At 71.2% G+C, this 16,400-nt stretch carries 17 protein-coding genes; 11 read left to right on the top strand and 6 right to left on the bottom strand.

Annotation, left to right across the window (positions count from 1 at the left end):
• The first annotated feature begins 198 nt into the window (after positions 1 to 198).
• From ACFXGI_RS04010 to xerC, 9 genes are all read left to right on the top strand, one after another.
• On the top strand, positions 199 to 825 hold the full coding sequence (locus tag ACFXGI_RS04010; protein ID WP_384702911.1) for a hypothetical protein: 627 nt from the start codon (positions 199 to 201) through the stop codon (positions 823 to 825).
• A gap of 16 nt (positions 826 to 841) precedes the next feature.
• A complete protein-coding gene (locus ACFXGI_RS04015; RefSeq protein ID WP_384702914.1) occupies positions 842 to 1,234 on the top strand; it encodes a hypothetical protein in 393 nt (130 codons plus the stop codon).
• 11 nt (positions 1,235 to 1,245) lie between these two features.
• Entirely contained in the window at positions 1,246 to 3,414 is a 2,169-nt protein-coding gene (locus ACFXGI_RS04020; RefSeq protein ID WP_384702917.1) for a type IV secretory system conjugative DNA transfer family protein, read from the top strand.
• Positions 3,411 to 3,869, top strand: coding sequence for a hypothetical protein (locus ACFXGI_RS04025; RefSeq protein ID WP_384702919.1), 459 nt, complete (start codon positions 3,411 to 3,413; stop codon positions 3,867 to 3,869). The genes ACFXGI_RS04020 and ACFXGI_RS04025 overlap by 4 nt, the downstream gene beginning before the upstream one ends.
• A 14-nt stretch (positions 3,870 to 3,883) precedes the next feature.
• Positions 3,884 to 4,048 (top strand): hypothetical protein, encoded by a 165-nt coding sequence (locus ACFXGI_RS04030; RefSeq protein WP_384702922.1) that lies wholly within the window; start codon positions 3,884 to 3,886, stop codon positions 4,046 to 4,048.
• Positions 4,049 to 4,410: 362 nt separating this feature from the next.
• The gene (locus tag ACFXGI_RS04035; protein WP_384702925.1) at positions 4,411 to 5,295 is read left to right on the top strand and encodes a bifunctional DNA primase/polymerase; all 885 of its coding nucleotides are present in this window, start codon (positions 4,411 to 4,413) and stop codon (positions 5,293 to 5,295) included.
• 349 nt (positions 5,296 to 5,644) lie between these two features.
• Positions 5,645 to 7,048 carry a phage/plasmid primase, P4 family gene (locus ACFXGI_RS04040; RefSeq protein ID WP_384703415.1) on the top strand — a complete coding sequence of 468 codons (1,404 nt, stop codon included), beginning with the start codon at positions 5,645 to 5,647 and terminating at the stop codon, positions 7,046 to 7,048.
• A gap of 83 nt (positions 7,049 to 7,131) precedes the next feature.
• Entirely contained in the window at positions 7,132 to 7,338 is a 207-nt protein-coding gene (locus ACFXGI_RS04045; RefSeq protein WP_030304166.1) for an excisionase family DNA-binding protein, read from the top strand.
• A 68-nt stretch (positions 7,339 to 7,406) separates the two neighbouring features.
• The gene (gene xerC, locus ACFXGI_RS04050) at positions 7,407 to 8,597 is read left to right on the top strand and encodes a tyrosine recombinase XerC (RefSeq protein ID WP_384702928.1); all 1,191 of its coding nucleotides are present in this window, start codon (positions 7,407 to 7,409) and stop codon (positions 8,595 to 8,597) included.
• Positions 8,598 to 8,759: 162 nt separating this feature from the next.
• Here xerC and ACFXGI_RS04055 read toward each other — a convergent pair whose 3' ends face one another.
• The 3 genes from ACFXGI_RS04055 to ACFXGI_RS04065 form a co-directional block, all read right to left on the bottom strand.
• Positions 8,760 to 9,590, bottom strand: a complete 831-nt coding sequence (locus ACFXGI_RS04055; protein ID WP_384702931.1) for a DUF4365 domain-containing protein — start codon at positions 9,588 to 9,590, stop codon at positions 8,760 to 8,762.
• 75 nt (positions 9,591 to 9,665) lie between these two features.
• A complete protein-coding gene (locus ACFXGI_RS04060; protein WP_384702933.1) occupies positions 9,666 to 10,148 on the bottom strand; it encodes a DUF402 domain-containing protein in 483 nt (160 codons plus the stop codon).
• The gene (locus ACFXGI_RS04065) at positions 10,145 to 11,098 is read right to left on the bottom strand and encodes a GNAT family N-acetyltransferase (RefSeq protein WP_384702936.1); all 954 of its coding nucleotides are present in this window, start codon (positions 11,096 to 11,098) and stop codon (positions 10,145 to 10,147) included. Before ACFXGI_RS04065 ends, ACFXGI_RS04060 begins: the two co-directional genes overlap by 4 nt.
• A 53-nt stretch (positions 11,099 to 11,151) precedes the next feature.
• Here ACFXGI_RS04065 and ACFXGI_RS04070 point away from each other — a divergent pair, with 53 nt between their 5' ends.
• On the top strand, positions 11,152 to 11,556 hold the full coding sequence (locus tag ACFXGI_RS04070; RefSeq protein ID WP_384702939.1) for a GntR family transcriptional regulator: 405 nt from the start codon (positions 11,152 to 11,154) through the stop codon (positions 11,554 to 11,556).
• 10 nt (positions 11,557 to 11,566) lie between these two features.
• Here the strand turns inward: ACFXGI_RS04070 and ACFXGI_RS04075 are convergent, their stop codons facing one another.
• Positions 11,567 to 12,109: an FABP family protein gene (locus ACFXGI_RS04075; protein ID WP_384702942.1), complete on the bottom strand. Its 543-nt coding sequence runs from the start codon at positions 12,107 to 12,109 to the stop codon at positions 11,567 to 11,569.
• Between the two features lie 106 nt (positions 12,110 to 12,215).
• Positions 12,216 to 13,325: a DUF5925 domain-containing protein gene (locus ACFXGI_RS04080; RefSeq protein WP_384702945.1), complete on the bottom strand. Its 1,110-nt coding sequence runs from the start codon at positions 13,323 to 13,325 to the stop codon at positions 12,216 to 12,218.
• Positions 13,326 to 13,547: 222 nt separating this feature from the next.
• Between ACFXGI_RS04080 and ACFXGI_RS04085 the strand changes: the two genes are divergently transcribed.
• Positions 13,548 to 14,351 (top strand): SGNH/GDSL hydrolase family protein, encoded by an 804-nt coding sequence (locus ACFXGI_RS04085; RefSeq protein WP_384703418.1) that lies wholly within the window; start codon positions 13,548 to 13,550, stop codon positions 14,349 to 14,351.
• A gap of 62 nt (positions 14,352 to 14,413) precedes the next feature.
• On the opposite strand, the gene ACFXGI_RS04090 is transcribed toward ACFXGI_RS04085, so the two are convergent.
• Positions 14,414 to 16,255: a protein kinase gene (locus ACFXGI_RS04090; RefSeq protein ID WP_384702948.1), complete on the bottom strand. Its 1,842-nt coding sequence runs from the start codon at positions 16,253 to 16,255 to the stop codon at positions 14,414 to 14,416.
• Between the last annotated feature and the right edge of the window lie 145 nt (positions 16,256 to 16,400).

Genomic DNA, 16,400 nt, shown 5'->3' on the forward strand with positions numbered 1-16,400 from the left:
GCACCGGACACCTTCCGAAACGCCGCCTACAACGCAGCCGCGAAAACGCATTACGGGCTTCTGGCGGGCGCGCATTGGGCCGGGGGGCTTCGGGATGGGTGGCGTTCCGCCTACCTGAAAAAGCCGGGCGTTAAGCCTTCCGGTCCGCCCTTCTCTCAGCCTGCGCCGGGGGCCTCCGCACCCACCGCGGGGACCACCGTGCCGCCGAAGCCCACGGTGCCGCCCAAGCCGACCACACCCCCGACACCGCCGCCCACCGCAGCCCCGCCGGCGGGGCCGACGATCCCGCCGCCCGGCACGATCCCGCAGCCCCGCACCGTCAAGCTCCCCAACCAGATCAGGACGGACCCCGCGATGCAGCCCAACCCGCCCGTTCCGCACACCGCGACCGTGGACGCCAACGGCGTCCACGTCACCACCGCCGCCGGGAAGTCCCGTACCTACAGCGGGGGTGAGGTCATGACCCTGACCCAGGTCATCGACCTCGCCGAAGGCGCGGCCACCCTGTGCCAGACCACTTCCGAGGCCTGTTTGGCACTCGTCGACGAGTCCGAGCAGGTCGCCGCGGACTGCGACGTGCTCATCGCCGAGATCACCGAGAAGGACGTCGGCGCGAACCTCATCGCCAAGTGCGAGCACCTCAAGGAGCAGCTCGACCTCCAGGCCGCCGCCGCGAAGAAGCTGCACGACCAGATCCAGGGCGGCGAGGAAGCGTGCCGGACTGCGTCCGCGAACGCCGAGGTCCGCCACGGCGGCATCTTCCGGGCCGTGGCGGACTCCCCGCTGACCAAGCCCGCCGAACGCGACTTCTACAACGCCCGATAGCCGAGGAGAGGCCCGCATGTCTGCCACCGAATCCCTCAAGGACGCCGCGACCTACGCGGCCCTGCGCACCAAGCTCGCCTGGCTCACCCACCAGGTCCACGCCCACGCCGACACGGTCACCCAGCTCGCCTCCGACGTCGACGAGATCGCGGAGCAGATGCAGGACGCCGCCGAGACCATGAAGGCGCTGGCCGTGGACGACGCCACCACCGCCGAGTTCGCGGACGCGGCCCTGACCATGACCGGCGCCAAGGATGCGGCCAGCGCCTACACGGCCGCCGCGGACGGTGCGGCTGCGGCCGCCGATGACGCGAAGAGCACCGTCGAGTCCGATCACGGCGGCATCGCTGATGCCGTGGACACGTCTCCGGTCGAGATGGCCGAAGCCGCCTTCTACGCCCAGCAGTAGGGAGAAGGGCCATGGGGCCGACCCGAGCACAGTTCATCCAGTACGCGCCCGCCGCCCTCGCCGTGGCATCCGTGTCCGCCGGCCCCTGGTCCGCCCTCGCTGCAGGAGCGGCGGGAGTGGGGGCGTGGGCCGTCAGCGCCTCCGCCCCCGTCCTGCGCTCCCTGATCGCCTGCGGGATCACAGCCACCGGATGCGGCATCGCCGCTCACCAGGTCCTGGCGAGCGGAATGGATCCGCTGTTCGCCCTCGGGCTCGCTTTACCGGCCGGAGCGGCCGTCCTCGCGCACTACCGCAACACTGGCGGCGAACTCTCCGCGCTCCCGGCCGCGACCACGACCAAGGAGGGGCAGAGTTCGCAGGCTCAGCTCATCACCGCGTGGTGGACGGAGTTCATCTGCGGCCCGACCCAGACCGAGGGCCGCAAGCTCATCCAGCCCGGGGCCCGCCTCGCGCACGTCGCCCTCGAGGCCGGGGACGACTTTGTGTCGTTCACCGGGATCATCACCCTGCCCCAGGGCCAGCAGGTGAGGGTGAAGGCAGCGGACATCGCGTCCGTCTACCAGATCCCTGTCTCCCAGGTGGAGATGGGCGACCCCAAGCACTACGCCCCGAATGCGCTCCCGGTCACCGTCCACCTCAAGAAGGCAGCCCAGCAGCCGCAGATCGCCGCCGGCGGAGCGCCCAGGACACCTGAGGAGCTGTGGGCCGCGCACGTTGCTGTCCCGGAAGGGGCGATGCCCGGCACCACCCTGACCCTCACCCGCTACGACGGGCCCCTGGACTGGGAAGGGATCGCCACCCGCGACCGGAAGGCCATCGGGACCGTCAACATCCAAAACCTCGCCGGGAACCTGGACCTGGAGACGATCCAGATCGCTCTGGCCCCGGCTGACAAGCCCTCGCAGATGGGGGTGCGCGTGATGAAGGAGCACGCGCTGATGCACGGCACCATGCTCTCCGACGTGGTGGACGAGCTGGCCATGGACTCCCGCGGATACATCCGTCTCGGAACCTACATCGACGCCCGCCCCGCACTGATTCCCCTGGCCCAGCCCGGTTCCGGCGCCCGCCACCTCTACCTCGTCGGCGGGTCCCGCTCCGGGAAGTCCGGATGCCTGGAACAGGTCCTGCTCTCCGCCCACCGCTCCGGCATCGCCGTGATCCTGGCTTCCCCGCAGGCGGGAACGATCGCCGGAGCGGACCTGGCCGCGTACTGCGGCGACGGCCTGGACGAGGCGATGGGCGCGCTGCGGCTGGCGTACGCGCTGATGCTCGACCGCGAAGCCCGCTACCGCTCACCGGCCTTCCCCTTCACCGACCCGCTGATCCTGATCGTCATGGACGAAGCACACATGCTGCTGTCGGTCTCCTCGCCGTACCACGCGGAGGCCAAGGCGATCGTGGAGCAGCTCACCCGCCGGTCCCTCAAGCGCGGGATCGGCGTGGTCCTGGCCACCCAGACCCCGCTCGCCGAAGACCTCGGGAACTCCACCGTCATCCGCTCCCAGCTCCTGATCGGCGGCGGCGCGGTATTCCTGCGCTGCGCCAGGGGCCAGGGCTCCCTGGTCGGGGCGAACGCCGTCGAGGGCGCGGAGGGCATCGACCTGTCGATGATCCCCTCCTCCTGGCCCGGCCAGTACGCCAAGGTCGCCGACCGGGACATGAGCAGCGGTCTGGACACGGCGGCCGCCGCCGGTCCCGAGGACGGCACCTTCGGCCTGGGCTACCTCCTCACCCCCGGCTCGCAGGCCGTCCAGTTCCGCTCCCTGCACCTGGACGTCCCGCCCGCCTCCCTCGCCGGAAGCCACCCGCCCGTCACCGTCGAGGACTGCCAGGCCTGGCAGTACCGGGAGGCGATCACGCAGACCCCGGTGGTCGACCAGCGAGGCAAGAACCTGATCGGCAGCCTCACAGACCTCCTCACCAGGGCCGAGCAGGGCCCGGCTGTGCCGCAGCAGCAGACCCAGAACGACCCCGTCGGCCCCACGGCTGCCTCTGACGGACAGGAGCTGATCAAGCCGCGAATCCTCGAACTCCTGCGTCAGGAATCGATCCCCATGACCGCCGAGACCATCGCCCGAAAGCTCGGCACGTCCGCCAAGAACATCAAGCCGCGCCTGTCCGAGCTGAAGAAGCGAGACGAGATCACCAACGAACACGGCCTGTGGAGGGCAGCATGACCACCCGCACCGAAACCCACTTCACCCCCGTCGAGCAGGACCTGTACGCGAAGGCGTTCCAGCTCCTCGACCCCACCCCGGAACCGGTCGCCCTTGCGGCCCCGGCCGTTTCCTCACCGGTGTCCGTCATCCTCGCCGCGGGGCCGGTCCACCGGCCGGGCCCGGTCGAGGAGACCCTCAGCGACGCCCTCGCCTTCCTCGACACCCGCGGCTGGGCCAAGCACCGACTGATCCACCCCGAGGGTGCCCGCTGCTCCATCGGAGCGCTGCGCGCAGCGGCCGGCGCCCGCAACGCCGCTTACCGGGACGCCGGAAGGCTCCTCCTGGACGAGGCTCGCCGCCAGCACGGCCAGCACTGGGAGGCGATCCCGGCCTGGAACGACTCCCACACCGGACCGCAGGTCCGCAGCGTCTGGGAAGCCGCCATCCAGCGCGCCCACCACCAGAACATCTGAGGCTGGAGCCGTCCGTGTCGTTCTCGTTCACCGACCCCAAACCAGACCGCAACCGCTCCGACCGCTCCTTCACCTTCACCGAACCGGCGGACGTAGAAGAGAAGCTCCAGACGATCACCGATCTGGCCCACGAAATCCTCCGCCTCACCGCCGAGGTGCGCAGCCAGATCCGCAGCTGAGCACGCCCAGCAGAAACGACGAGGGCGGCCCCGTCTCACCAGAGTCCGGGCCGCCCTCACCCGTGTCCGGGCGCGCCACCGGCACCCTCAACAACCGCTGAAAGGCGACCGCGTGAACCAGCCCTTGAGGAGCGCGTCGCCGACGCGCTCGCCCTCCTAACCGGAACACGCACCATCCGCTGCCCGCACCCCGGATGCAGGGTCTCGGTCCGCTACCGCAACGTCACCCCCGACGAGGCCAAGCGCCTGACCGACCTGGCCACCGACCACACCCGCCACTGAGAACAGAGAGGGCGGCCCCGTCTCGCCAAAGCCGGGCCGCCCTCATCTCCCGATCGACTCAAGACCTGGAGGTCTCCAGCATGACCCAACAGATGCTGCCCGCGCACCTGCGCGTGGCGCTCGACCTCGCCCGCCGGGGCGTGCCCGTGCTGCCGTTACGGGCCGACAAGGGCCCCATGGGCAACTGCCCCCTCTGCCGTGACAACGCCTGCGGTGGTCGCCCCGGCATGAAGGTGCCCGGCCCCTGCCAGTGCCTGGCACCTTGCCACGCATGGGCAGCAGCCAGCACCGACGCCAGCCTGCTGACCTCGACCGCATGGCGTGCCGCGTGGCGTCAGGCGGGCGCGGTCGGCTACCACCCTGGCGGTGCCGGGGTGACCGTGGTTGACCTCGACAACCAGGCCGCAGTCACCTGGGCCCACCAGACCCTGCCTGCCACCCGCACCGTGAACAGCACCCGTGGCCAGCACTGGATCTACCGAGGCACCATGCCCTCCGCGAACGGCGTGCGGCCCGGCGTGGACGTCAAGTCCCTCATGGCCTACGCCCGCTGGCTGGGGCCCGGCACCGGCACCACAGCGCTCCTGCCCGATGCCGTCCGCGACCTCGCGGCGAAGGAAGAGGCCACCCCGCCCTCAGGGGTGGGGGTGGCCTCTTCATCTCCGGTCCGCGCCACGTGGGACCGCCACGTGGCCACCGGGTGCCGCCACACCGAGACCTACGTCCGTACCGGACTCACCACCGGCCTGGCCAAGGTCACGGCCTGCGAGAAGTCCGGGGCCGGATCGCAGGCCTTCGCTGTGGCCCGCTTCATCGCAGAGCAGCACACCGCCTGCCCCGGCCCCTGCGGGCTGGCTCTGCTCGGGCGGCAGATCACAGCCGCCGCGATCTCCGTCGGTGTCCCCGAGCCGTACGCCGAACGCGCCGTCCTCCGGGGCTTCGCTACGGCCGGGGCGGTCTCATGACCACCGCCGACCAGCACCCCGCCGAACCGGCCCCCGCCACAGGCAGCAGTAGCGCGCCGAAAGTCGTCGCCGAAGGCGTCCCTTCATCTGTTCGCCCTGACCCGCACGCCGACGACGGACGCCGGCCGATGGCCTGGCTCCACATCGGCGCGCCCGGCCGCGGGGTGACCCCCTCCGTCTGGTCGTGGTGCAGGTGCGGCAGGGACCTTTTCGCCGCCGGCCATCGGCGCGCGCTCGCCCTGATCGCCGACCACGAGCAGCACCGCGCTCTTTGTCCCCGCATCACTCCGCAGGAAGGGAGGAAGCCCGCATGAGCCTCGCCAAGGAGCTCCCCGCTCCGTCCAACCCTATGGCTGTCGCCCGCCGGATTGTGCCGGACTGGGAGGACGAGCAGGGGCGCTTGCGTTGCCGGCGCTGGCGGGGAGCGTGGATGCGCTGGACCGGGACCTGCTGGCGCGAGTTCGAGGAGCAGCAGATGCGCGCCGCCCTCTACAAGCAGTTGGAGCACGCCACCTACGTCGCCGGCACTGACAAGGACGGTCTGCCGGAGGTCAGGGAGTGGGCTCCCACCCGCACCAAGCTCAGCAACCTCCTGGACGCCCTCTCCGCCATCACCCTCCTGCCCTCCGAAGTGGACGCTCCATCCTGGATCGGGAGCGAGGACTCCGCGGCGGATCGCAGCCCGATCGTCGCCTGCCAGAACGGACTCCTGCGGATCCGGGACCGGGCGCTGCTGCCGCACACGCCCGGTTTCTTCAACCTCGTCTCTGTGCCGTTCGCCTACGACAGGCACGCGGCGGCCCCAGCCTGGGAGAAGTTCCTGCAACAGCTTTGGCCCGACGACCCCAGCGCCATCCAGGCCTTGCAGGAGTGGTTCGGCTACGTCCTCTCCGGTCGCACCGACCAGCAGAAGATCCTGCTCATGAAAGGGCCCACCCGGTCCGGGAAGGGCACCATCACCCGGATCCTGACCGAGTTCGTCGGAAAGAAGAACATCGCCGGACCCACCCTTGCCAGCCTCGGCACCAACTTCGGGCTGTCCTCGCTGGTCGACAAGCCCTTGGCCGTCATCTCCGACGCTCGTCTGACCGGCAACGAGGGAGGCCAGGTAGTAGAACGGCTCCTCACGATTTCGGGCGAGGACACCATCGACATCGACCGGAAGTACCGCGACCTGTGGACCGGAAAGCTTCCGACCCGGTTGATGATCCTCACCAACGAGCTGCCCAGCTTCGGGGACAGCAGTGGCGTGATCGCACGACGGTTCATCGTCCTCAACATGACCGTCTCGTGGCTCGGCAAGGAAGACACCACCCTTGACGAATCCCTCAAGCGCGAGATGCCTGGGATCCTGAACTGGGCCCTTGACGGACTCGCCCGGCTCCAGCAGACCGGACGGATCACCCAACCCGCCTCCTCGCAGGACGCGATCACGATCATGCAGGACACCGCGTCCCCGACCAGCGCATTCGTTCGCGAGCGCTGCACCACGGGCCCGGACTGCGATGTCCCCGTGGATGCCCTGTGGAATGTCTGGCGGGAGTGGGCCGAGGACAACGGCGTGCGTGCCGGAACCAAGCAGGTCTTCGGCCGCAACCTCCAGTCGGTCGTCCCCAAGCTCCACCGGGAACGTCCCCGAGACGAGTACGGCCGGCAGATCCCGACGTACACCGGGATCACGCTCAACCAGTCCGCTCCACATTCCCCTGAGTCGCGACTCAAGCGACTCAACCCCGCTCAGACCGCCCTCTGAGCCGCTCTGAGTCGCTTGAGTCGCGACTCAACGCAATGTGGATCCAACATCGCCCAAGACCGAGGAAGGACAGAGACCAGCCCATGGCTCTCGTGGTGGTGCCTGAAAGGCGACTGCACAGCGTTGAGGAAGCCGCGGAACTGTTGAGCGTGGGTCGTTCCACCGCCTACGAGGAGATCAGGCTCGGTCGCCTGCGCACTGTGCGCTCTGGCCGGCGACGTCTTGTCCCCACCGAGTACGTCGACGAGTACGTCGAGCTGCTCAAGCGTGAGGCCGAGGCCGCCGCGTAGCACGCAACGACCCTCAACGGGGCCGCCCCAAGTGGGGGCGGCCCCGTTCTCATGCATGAAAGGTGCCAATGGACGGAGAACGACCCGCCCGTAAGGCGGCGAATGGCGAAGACTCGATTTACTGGGACGCTTCCAAGGGCCGGTACGTCGGCGCGATCTCCCTTGGCTATACCGCGGCTGGCAAGCGCAACCGAGCCAAGGTCTCCGGGAAGACCAAGGCCGATGTCCGGCGGAAGCTGAGAGATCTCAAGAAGGAACTGGAGAAGGGCGCCAAGGCTCCGGCCAACTACACGGTCAAGCAGGCCGTTGAGGACTGGCTGGCGCAAGGACTCAAGGGCAAGGCGTCCACCAGCGTGGACACCTATCGCAGCCTTGCAGCCACGCACATCTACACGGAGCTGGGGGCAGCGAAACTCAGGCTGCTGGAGGCCGATGAGGTCGACGACTGGCTCGACGGTCGTGCGGAACTGCTCGCTACGACGTCTCTGCGAATGGTCCTCTCCATCCTGCGCCGGTCAATCACGCATGCCCAGCGGCGAGGCAAAGCCATCCGGAACGTAGCCGAGTTGGTTGAGGCCCCGGAAGGCAAGGACGGCAGGCCCAGCAAGTCACTTTCGCTGGAACAGGGAGAGGCCGTCCTGCGCGCCAAGACAGGCAGTTGGATCCATGCCTACGTGGTCCTGGCGTTGCTGGTCGGGGTGCGGCCGGAAGAAACTCGCCCGCTCACCTGGTCGCATGTTCATACCGGACTTGCTGATGGGCGCCAGCCGTATGTCGACGTATGGCGCTCCGTTCGCAGCCACGGCGACACGAAGACTCGTAAGAGCCGCCGATCCCTGGCCATGCCCAAGCAGGTGGCCGCAGTGATGGATGCCCACCGCGCACGGCAGCAGGCCGAGGCCAAGGGCGCCGGCCGTGAGTGGACCAGCGAGGGCCTCGTCTTCCCCACAGAGGACGGGGAGCTGCGGACCGCCTTGAACGTGCGCCGCAACTTCCGCATTCTGCTGAAGGAGGCCGGCATCGAACGGCCGGCGGAATGGACGACACGAGAGCTGCGGACGAGTTTCGTATCGCTGCTCTCCGACCACGGTCTATCCATCGAAGTGATCGCCCGCATCGTCGGACACACCGGCAGTAGCACGACCGAGCAGGTCTATCGGAAGCAGCTGCGGCCGGTGATCGCGGAGGGCGCGGAAGCGATGGATCAGATCTTCCCGCGCGGGGCGGCCGAGCCGCCCCTAGCTTCACCATCGCAGTGATTCACATCCCGTGGCTCCCAGCTTGGCTCCCCGGAGCCAAGCTGGGAGCACAGGGCAAGCCTCTGACGTGTTTTAACGCGCCTCTCGGGCCCTGCCCGCGCTTTACGCTCCGCTTAAGGCACCGGTAAGCAGCACCCAAGGAAGGGGGACCGCGGAGCCGCCCTATCCCACTTCGGCGCCTCTGCGGGCCCACTCCGTCGCCGAGAAACACGAGGCGAGCCACAAGGCCTCGGGCATGTTGAGGATGATCCCGCCGATCAACGGAATGGGCGCGATGCGCCGGAGTTCTTCCGGGAAATCGCTGCCGAACTCGGGGCCCGGCGAGGAGCCGCCCGGTATGAGCAGGCGGGCAGGGGTGATGGGAACCGGATCCCAGTCGAGGTCGCTGTGGAGGAGGGTGGCGTACGGCTCTCCCGGGCGCTGCCAGAAGATCAACTGCTCGTCGCAGTCGTTGACCCAGTGCAGGACACGGTCCGAGCGGTCGAACGAAACCCCCGCCATCTCGCCGAGGTGGGCCAGCACGGCGTTCCGGCCCCGGTACCCGCCGACGTACGCGCGGGCCTTGTCGACGAAGGCAGCCAAGGTGGCGTCGTCCAAGACCTCGGTGTCGGGCAGCCGGACGGTACGCGGCCGGCGCCCCTTCCGGCCCCCGACACGAAGCTGCTCGGTGGCGTTCGCCCAGTACAACCGCTCCGTATCCGGATCGAAGACGACGCAGAACACGGGCACATTCCCCTTGGCCCACGTCTCGGCGTGCTGTCGCACCGGTACTCCGTAGCCGTACGGCTTCCGCCACGAGGCACCGCCCTTGACCTGCACCTTGATGACGTCGTTGGTCACACGGCCGGCCTCGGCGAAGGTGACGAACAGGTCCTCGCCGTAGTCGTTCTGCCCTGAGATCTCCTCGACCACGTGGTCGTGCCTCTGCAGGAGGGTGCGCAGTGCGTTCACCGCCGCCTGCTCGATCCGCCGCCCACTGGGAATCGTCGTCATGCCCTGCCCCTTCACCACGCGTTGGTCCGACCACCCTGGCATCTGCCACTGACGCCGGGGTCACGGGAGCCGGGTTCAGGTGAGGAGGGCGGTCAGGCCTTGCGGGGTGTGGGCCCGGGCGGCCAGGGCGTCGAGGGCGCGGACGGCTTCCGCCGCCGCCTGCGGGTCGCTCTCCGCGAGGCCGCTCGCCGCGAACTCGTCCTCGTCCAGGCGCAGGACGGCCGCTCCGTCCGCCGAGACCCACAGGTCCAGGTCCAGGTCCTCGACGAGGATCCCGTCGTCCCGCACCTCCGCCGGGCGCGTGATGTCGCAGTACCAGCCCTTGAGGACGCCCTCGCCCGTCCGGACCTCCTTGACGGCGTACCAGCGGGTCCGCCAGAAGTGCTCGGTGAACACGTCGCCGGGCTCGAAGCGCACGAAGCCGAAGTCCCGCACGCCGTCCGCCGCCCAGGGCGCCCGTACGGAGATTCGGTCGCCCGTGTCGGCGACCAGGGCGGCGGGGTAGCGGATCTTGGTGCGGCCCGCCTTGGTGAGGGTGACGGTGAGGCGGTCGGTCATGTCCTGTCCTCCGGTTTCGTCTGCTTCTTGGCGAAGCGCGACTCGGTCGCGCAGATCTCGTACCCGAACCACTTGTTGACGGCGAGCATCGGCTCGTTCCCCGCGTCGTTGCCCGTGAAGGCCTCGGTGTAGCCGGCGGCACGGGCCCGGCGGAGCGAGTCCGTCTTGGCGAGCTTGGCCAGCCCGCGGCCGCGGAAGGCCCGCAGGGTGCCGGTCATCGCCGAGCCGTAGCGGGTGGCGCCGTCGGTGCGGGCGGCGCAGAACGCGGCCACGACCCCGTCGACCAGGACGACCCGGGTCAGCTCCCGGTCCAGGGCCGGCTCGTTCCAGACGCTGCCCAGCCAGTCCTCGTAGTCGTCCAACACCTCCGGTACGTCACCCGGCTCGTCGGCCGACACCGCCGCGTCGGCCTCGAACAGCGGGCGCGGGTCGGCGGCGAAGGCCGAGGCCGGGCGGAGCTCGACCCCGGCGGGCAGGACCGCCGGGAGCTCCGGCAGCGGGCCGGAGGCCAGGTCCAGGCGCAGGAAGTGTGCGGAGCGGGAGGCGCGGTAGCCGCGCCGCTCGGCGAAGGCGCGGTGGGCCGGCTCGTCGAGGACCCAGGCGTACGTGTCCACCGCGCCCTCCGCGGCCAGGTACTCCTCGGCCGCGTCCAGCAGTGCGGACCCGGCGCCGAGACGGCGGTGCGCGGGGTCCACGTAGGCGTTGACGAAGGCCTGGCCCGGCTCGGGGCTGCGGTGGGCGAGTCCGAGTTCGGCGGTGCCCACGACGAGGCCGTCCCCGGTCTCGGCGGTGAGGACGCGGTAGCGCTTGCCGGGGTGCGCGGTGGCCAGCTCGTAGGCCACACCGGCAGGTGTGGTGATCATGAAGGGCAGAGCGGCGCGGCGCACCCGTACGACGGACTCCGCGTCCGAGGGATCGCCCGGGCGGAGCTCGCGGATCTTTACGGTCATGGCGCCGACCGTAGGTGCGGGAGCGGGGCGAATGCCTCCGAATTTCCCGGCGGATGGGGGAGAATCGCCGGGTGACCTCGACGAACCTGAAGATCCGGATCGACGGCGCGGCCGGCGCCGCAGCCCCGTACGAGCAGCTGCGCGCGCAGATCGCGCAGGCGGCGCGCTCGGGGGAGCTGCCGGTCGGGTACAAGCTGCCGACGGTGCGCGGGCTCGCCGAGGAACTGGGGCTGGCGGCGAACACGGTCGCGAAGGCCTACCGGGCCCTGGAGGGCGACGGGGTGATCGAGACCCGCGGCCGGAACGGGACCTTCGTCGCGGCGGCCGGCGACGGGGCCGCCCGCGAGGCGGCCTCCGCCGCCCAGGCCTACGCGGAGCGCGCGAAGCGGCTGGGCCTGAGCTTCGACGAGGCGACGGCCGCCGCCCTGGACGCCCTGCGCGCCCGCTACGGGAAGTAGGGGTTGTCCGCTAGCTCTTGCGTCGCAGCAGCTGCGCCCGGAGGTGGTGCTGCAGGGGCTGTCCCATCGCCGCCATGTCCTGCTCGATCGTCAGCCCCTCTTCCCCGAAGGCGTACCGGCGCCGCATGGCCATGACCTCCTTGGCCTTGGGGGTGCGTGCCACGGTCTCCGTGGCGATCTCGATCTCCGATCCGGACACCCGGCCGACGTACGTCTCCACGATGCCGGTCGGGTGCGCGAGGACCACCTCCAGCGAGGCGTCGGGCAGGACCCGCCACCACCCGGATTCCCGCCCCGAGGGGCGCAGGACCGTGCCGGACCCGTCGATCAGCCAGGCCCGCGACTCGTAGCGCAGGAAGGGCCGGCCGTCGTGGCTGAAGGTGATCTCCTGCTCGTACCGGAACCCCTGTTCCAGGGTCGGGTACTCGCCCCGGCCCCGGCCGTGCCAGCGCCCGAGGAGGGACAGCACCGGCCGCAGCTGCGGGTGCGGCTCGGGGCCCTCGCCGAGGACGTGGCTGTCGGGGTACGGATTGTCCTGCGCCGGCTCGGGCACGTGCACTCTCCTGCTCGGTGGGTGTCCCCGGCTGCTCCGGCCGGGTCCGGGGCCCATTGTCTTCGGCGCGCGTGCGCGGCCGGTGCGCGCCCCGCCCGCGAGGGCACTACAGGTAGAGGCCGGGCTCCGCGCCGTGCAGGCCCTGCGGCGGCAGCAGCGACGCGGGGCCCGCGCCCCGGCGCAGCGCGAACAGCTCGGCCAGCGTGGCGCCCTCGCGCGACACCCCCTCGTCCGTGCCCAGCCAGTCCACCGCCTCGCCGTGCGTCAGCCGGCCGACCTCGATGCGGGCCAGGCAGCGGCCCGGCCGGACGACCGCCGGGTGGAGCCGCTCCAGGTCCTCGTTCGTGGTCACCCCGACCAGTACGTTGCGCCCCTGCCCCAGCAGCCCGTCCGTCAGGTTCAGCAGCCGCGAAAGCGCCTGGCCGGCCGTGTGCCGGGCCTCGCCGCGGATCAGCTCGTCGCAGTCCTCCAGCAGCAGGAGCCGCCAGCGGCCCTTCGCCGTGCCCTCGTCCTCGCCGATCGCGATGTCCATCAGATAGCCCACGTCGTTGAACAGCCGCTCCGGGTCCAGGACGCAGTCCACCTGGCACCAGTCCCGCCACGACCGGGCCAGTGTCCGCAGTGCGGAGGTCTTGCCCGTGCCCGGCGGCCCGTGCAGCAGGAGCAGCCGGCCCGCGATGTCGTCCGGGGTCACCTTCATCAGCCGGTCCATCGCCCCGGCGACCGGCGCCGTGTAGTTGGGCCGCACGTCCGCCCAGGTCCCGGCGGAGATCTGGCGGGTCGTCCGGTACGGGCCGCGGCGCGGGGAGACGTACCAGAAGCCCATCGTGACGGTCGAAGGCTGCGGTTCGGGCTCGTCCTGCACCCCCTCCGTGGCCTCGCCGAGCACGCAGGCGGCGAGTTCGTCGCTGACCGCCGTCACCGTGACGTCCGCGCCGCGGCTCCAGCGGGAGACGAGCATCGTCCAGCCCTCGCCCTCGACGAGCATGGCGCTGCGGTCGGAGTCGCGCGCGGAGCGCAGCACGGTGGCCCCGGGCGGCATCAGGGTCGCCTCCGCCTTCACCCGCTCGATCGTGACGCTGTGCGAGTACGGCTGTTCGCCGGATGCGAACCGGCCGAGGAACAGCGCGTCCACGACGTCAGACGGTGAATCGCTGTCATCGACATTGAGCCGGATCGGCAGCGCGTCATGCGGGTTGGCTGGCATGGCGCCCATGATCCGGCACGAAGTGGCCTCCTGCACCCGTGTTTCGCTGGATCGGGTGCCCAAGTTCCCTCTTCAAACGCACCGCTGGTGAAGGTTCGGGGCGCAACTTCGCGCCGAAAATTCTTGGCACAAACACTTCCGGCCATGCCCGGCTCCCATTACCACGGACTCAGGAGTAACTCCCGAGTAACCCCCGCGTACCTCCCCCCACAAGGAGCCGCACACATGAGCATGAAGATGTCGCGCTTCGCCGCCCTGACCTCCTCCCTGTTACTCGCCGCAGGCGCCGCCCTGTTCGGCGCGGGACAGGCGGCCGCCGCCACGGCCGACTTCGGCTACGTCGCCCTCGGCGACTCGTACTCCTCCGGCGTCGGCGCCGGCAACTACGACAGCGGGAGCGGCAACTGCAAGCGCACCACCCGCGCCTACCCGGCCCTGTGGGCCGCCGCCCACGCCCCGCAGACCTTCTCCTTCGCCGCCTGCTCGGGCGCCCGTACGGGTGACGTCCTCTCCGGCCAGCTCTCCCCGCTGAACTCCGGCACCGACCTGGTCAGCATCACCATCGGCGGCAACGACGCGGGATTCTCCGACGTCATGACGACCTGTGTGCTCCAGTCCGAGTCCACCTGCGTCAGCCGCGTCAACCAGGCCAAGGCGTACGTCGACTCTACCCTCCCCGGCCAGCTCGACCAGGTCTACGACGCGATCCACGGCCGCGCGCCCGGCGCCCACGTCGTCGTCCTCGGCTATCCCCGCTTCTACAAGCTGGGCGGAAACTGCGTCACCGGCCTCACCGAGGGGGAGCGCACCGCCATCAACGGCGCGGCCGACTACCTGAACGCCGCCATCGCCAAACGCGCCGCCAACCACGGGTTCACCTTCGCCTCGGTGGCCGGCGCCTTCACCGGCCACGAGATCTGCTCCGGCGACGCGTGGCTGCACAGCGTCAACTGGCTCAACATCGGCGAGTCGTACCACCCCACCGCCGCCGGACAGTCCGGTGGCTACCTGCCCGTGTTCACCAACGCCGCCTGATCGGGGCACTGCAAAGGGGCGCCGCAGAGCGGCGGCTCCGGGTCGGGGGCCACGCATCGCGGCTACGAATCGGCGGCCTCCGGGCCGGCCGCTTCCGACGCCGGAGCCTGCGCCTCCGGCGTTGTCGGCCCCGCGGGCACCGGCCCCGCGGGCACCGGCCCCGCGGGCACCGGCCCCGCGGGCACCGGCCCCGCCGTCACCGGGGCGGCCGGCGTACCGCTCGCACCGGGAGAGGGGGAGGCCCCGGCCGGCGGGGTCTCCCCCTCCCCTTCCGCCGCCTCGCAGGTGACGGAGAACTCCATCCACTCCGAGGCGGTCGGAGCGGCCCCCCGCACCTCCAGCCGGACCGCGTCGGTGAAGGTCGCGCTCGGGTAGTACGTCAGCTCGGTGTGGTCCAGCTGCCGGCTCGGGGGGCCGTCCGCCCCGTACGTGACGGACTGCCAGCCGGGGCCGGAGGTGACCCCGCTGCGGGTCGCCCAGCGGTACTCCAGCACGGCGGGCGTACGGTCCGCCTCGACCGTCGCCGTGAAGGCCGGCGCCCGCTCGGCCGGCGGCGGACACGTCCCGCGGAAGTCATCCCGCAGGGCGTGCACCGCCACTGCGAACCGCGGTGCGGGCGTGGCCGACGGGGAAGCGGACGCGGACTCCGACGGTGACGGTGACCGGGACCCGGAGGACGACTGCGATGCGGACGCGCTCCCGGACGTCTCCGGCGAGGCGGTGGCCGGGGCCGTCGTGCCGGTGCCCCCGGTCCCGCCCGACTCCTCGCGGTCCTTGAGCAGCAGCCATCCCAGGGCGACGACCGCCAGCAGCAGCACCACGATCCCGGCCGTCAGCACCGCCCCGGCCCGCCCCTCGCGCGGCGGCGCCCCGCCGCCGGGCCCGGATCCCTCCGGAGCGGGCCCCGCCGGAGACCCGGACAGGGGCAGGGGCATCGGCACGGGCATCGGCGGGGTCGGCCCGTCCTGGCGGCCGCCGTGCCCGCCGTGCCCATGGTGCGCCGTGGCCGTCGGGGAGTCCGGGCCCGACACCGCACCGCCGAAGGCGCGCAGGATCCCGCCCGCGCCGACGATCCGCAGCATCCGGGAAACCTCCGCCGCGGGCAGCCGCTCCTGCGGGTCCTTGCGCAGCAGCCCCTCCAGTACCGGCGTCAGGGGGCCGGCCCGGCGCGGCGGCGGCAGCTCGTCGTCCACCACCGCCCGCAGGGTGGACAGCGGGGTGTCGTGCCGGAAGGGCGTGACCCCCTCGACGGCGGCGTACAGCATCACCCCGAGCGACCACAGGTCCGACTCGGGTCCCGGGTCACGCCCGAGGGCCCGCTCCGGCGCGAGGTACTCGGGGGAGCCCACCACCTCGCCCGTCATCGTGATCGAGGACGAGCCCTCCAGGCTGGCGATCCCGAAATCGCTCAGCACCACCCGGCCGTCGTTGGCGATCAGCACGTTGGCGGGCTTCACGTCCCGGTGCAGCACCCCCGCCTCGTGCGCGGAGCGCAGCGCGGCCAGCACCTGCTCCCCGAAGTGCGCGGCCCGCTGCGGGGTGAGCGGCCCGTCGGCCTCCAGTACGTCGGCCAGCGAGAGTCCGCGTACGAGCTCCATCACGATCCAGGGCTTGCCGTCCTCCGTGGCCACGTCGTAGACGGTGACGACCCCGCGGTGCGAGACCCGGGCCGCCGCCCAGGCCTCCCGTTCGAGCCGCCGGTACATCCGCCCGATCGCGGCGCCGTCCAGTCCGGCCGGGGCCCGTACCTCCTTGACGGCCACCTCGCGGCCCAGCACCTCGTCGCGGGCCCGCCACACGGTGCCCATGCCGCCCCTGCCCAGCTGGTCGATCAGCCGGTACCGGCCCGAGACGACCCGACCCGGGGCGGATTCCCCGCCCGGTTCACCCATGTTGTCACTCATGCGAGCCCCCAGGTGTGTCCGTGTGTCGGCGGGCGGTCACTCCAAGTTAGCGCAGTGCGTGCCGCCTGGCCCCGGTCCGCTGCGGGGCGCGCGCGCCCGGCCGCCGAACGGCCCGGCGAGGCGCAGGCGAAGAGGCGGTCGGGGG

The organism is Streptomyces sp. NPDC059355 (assembly GCF_042752335.1).
GTDB lineage: Bacteria > Actinomycetota > Actinomycetes > Streptomycetales > Streptomycetaceae > Streptomyces.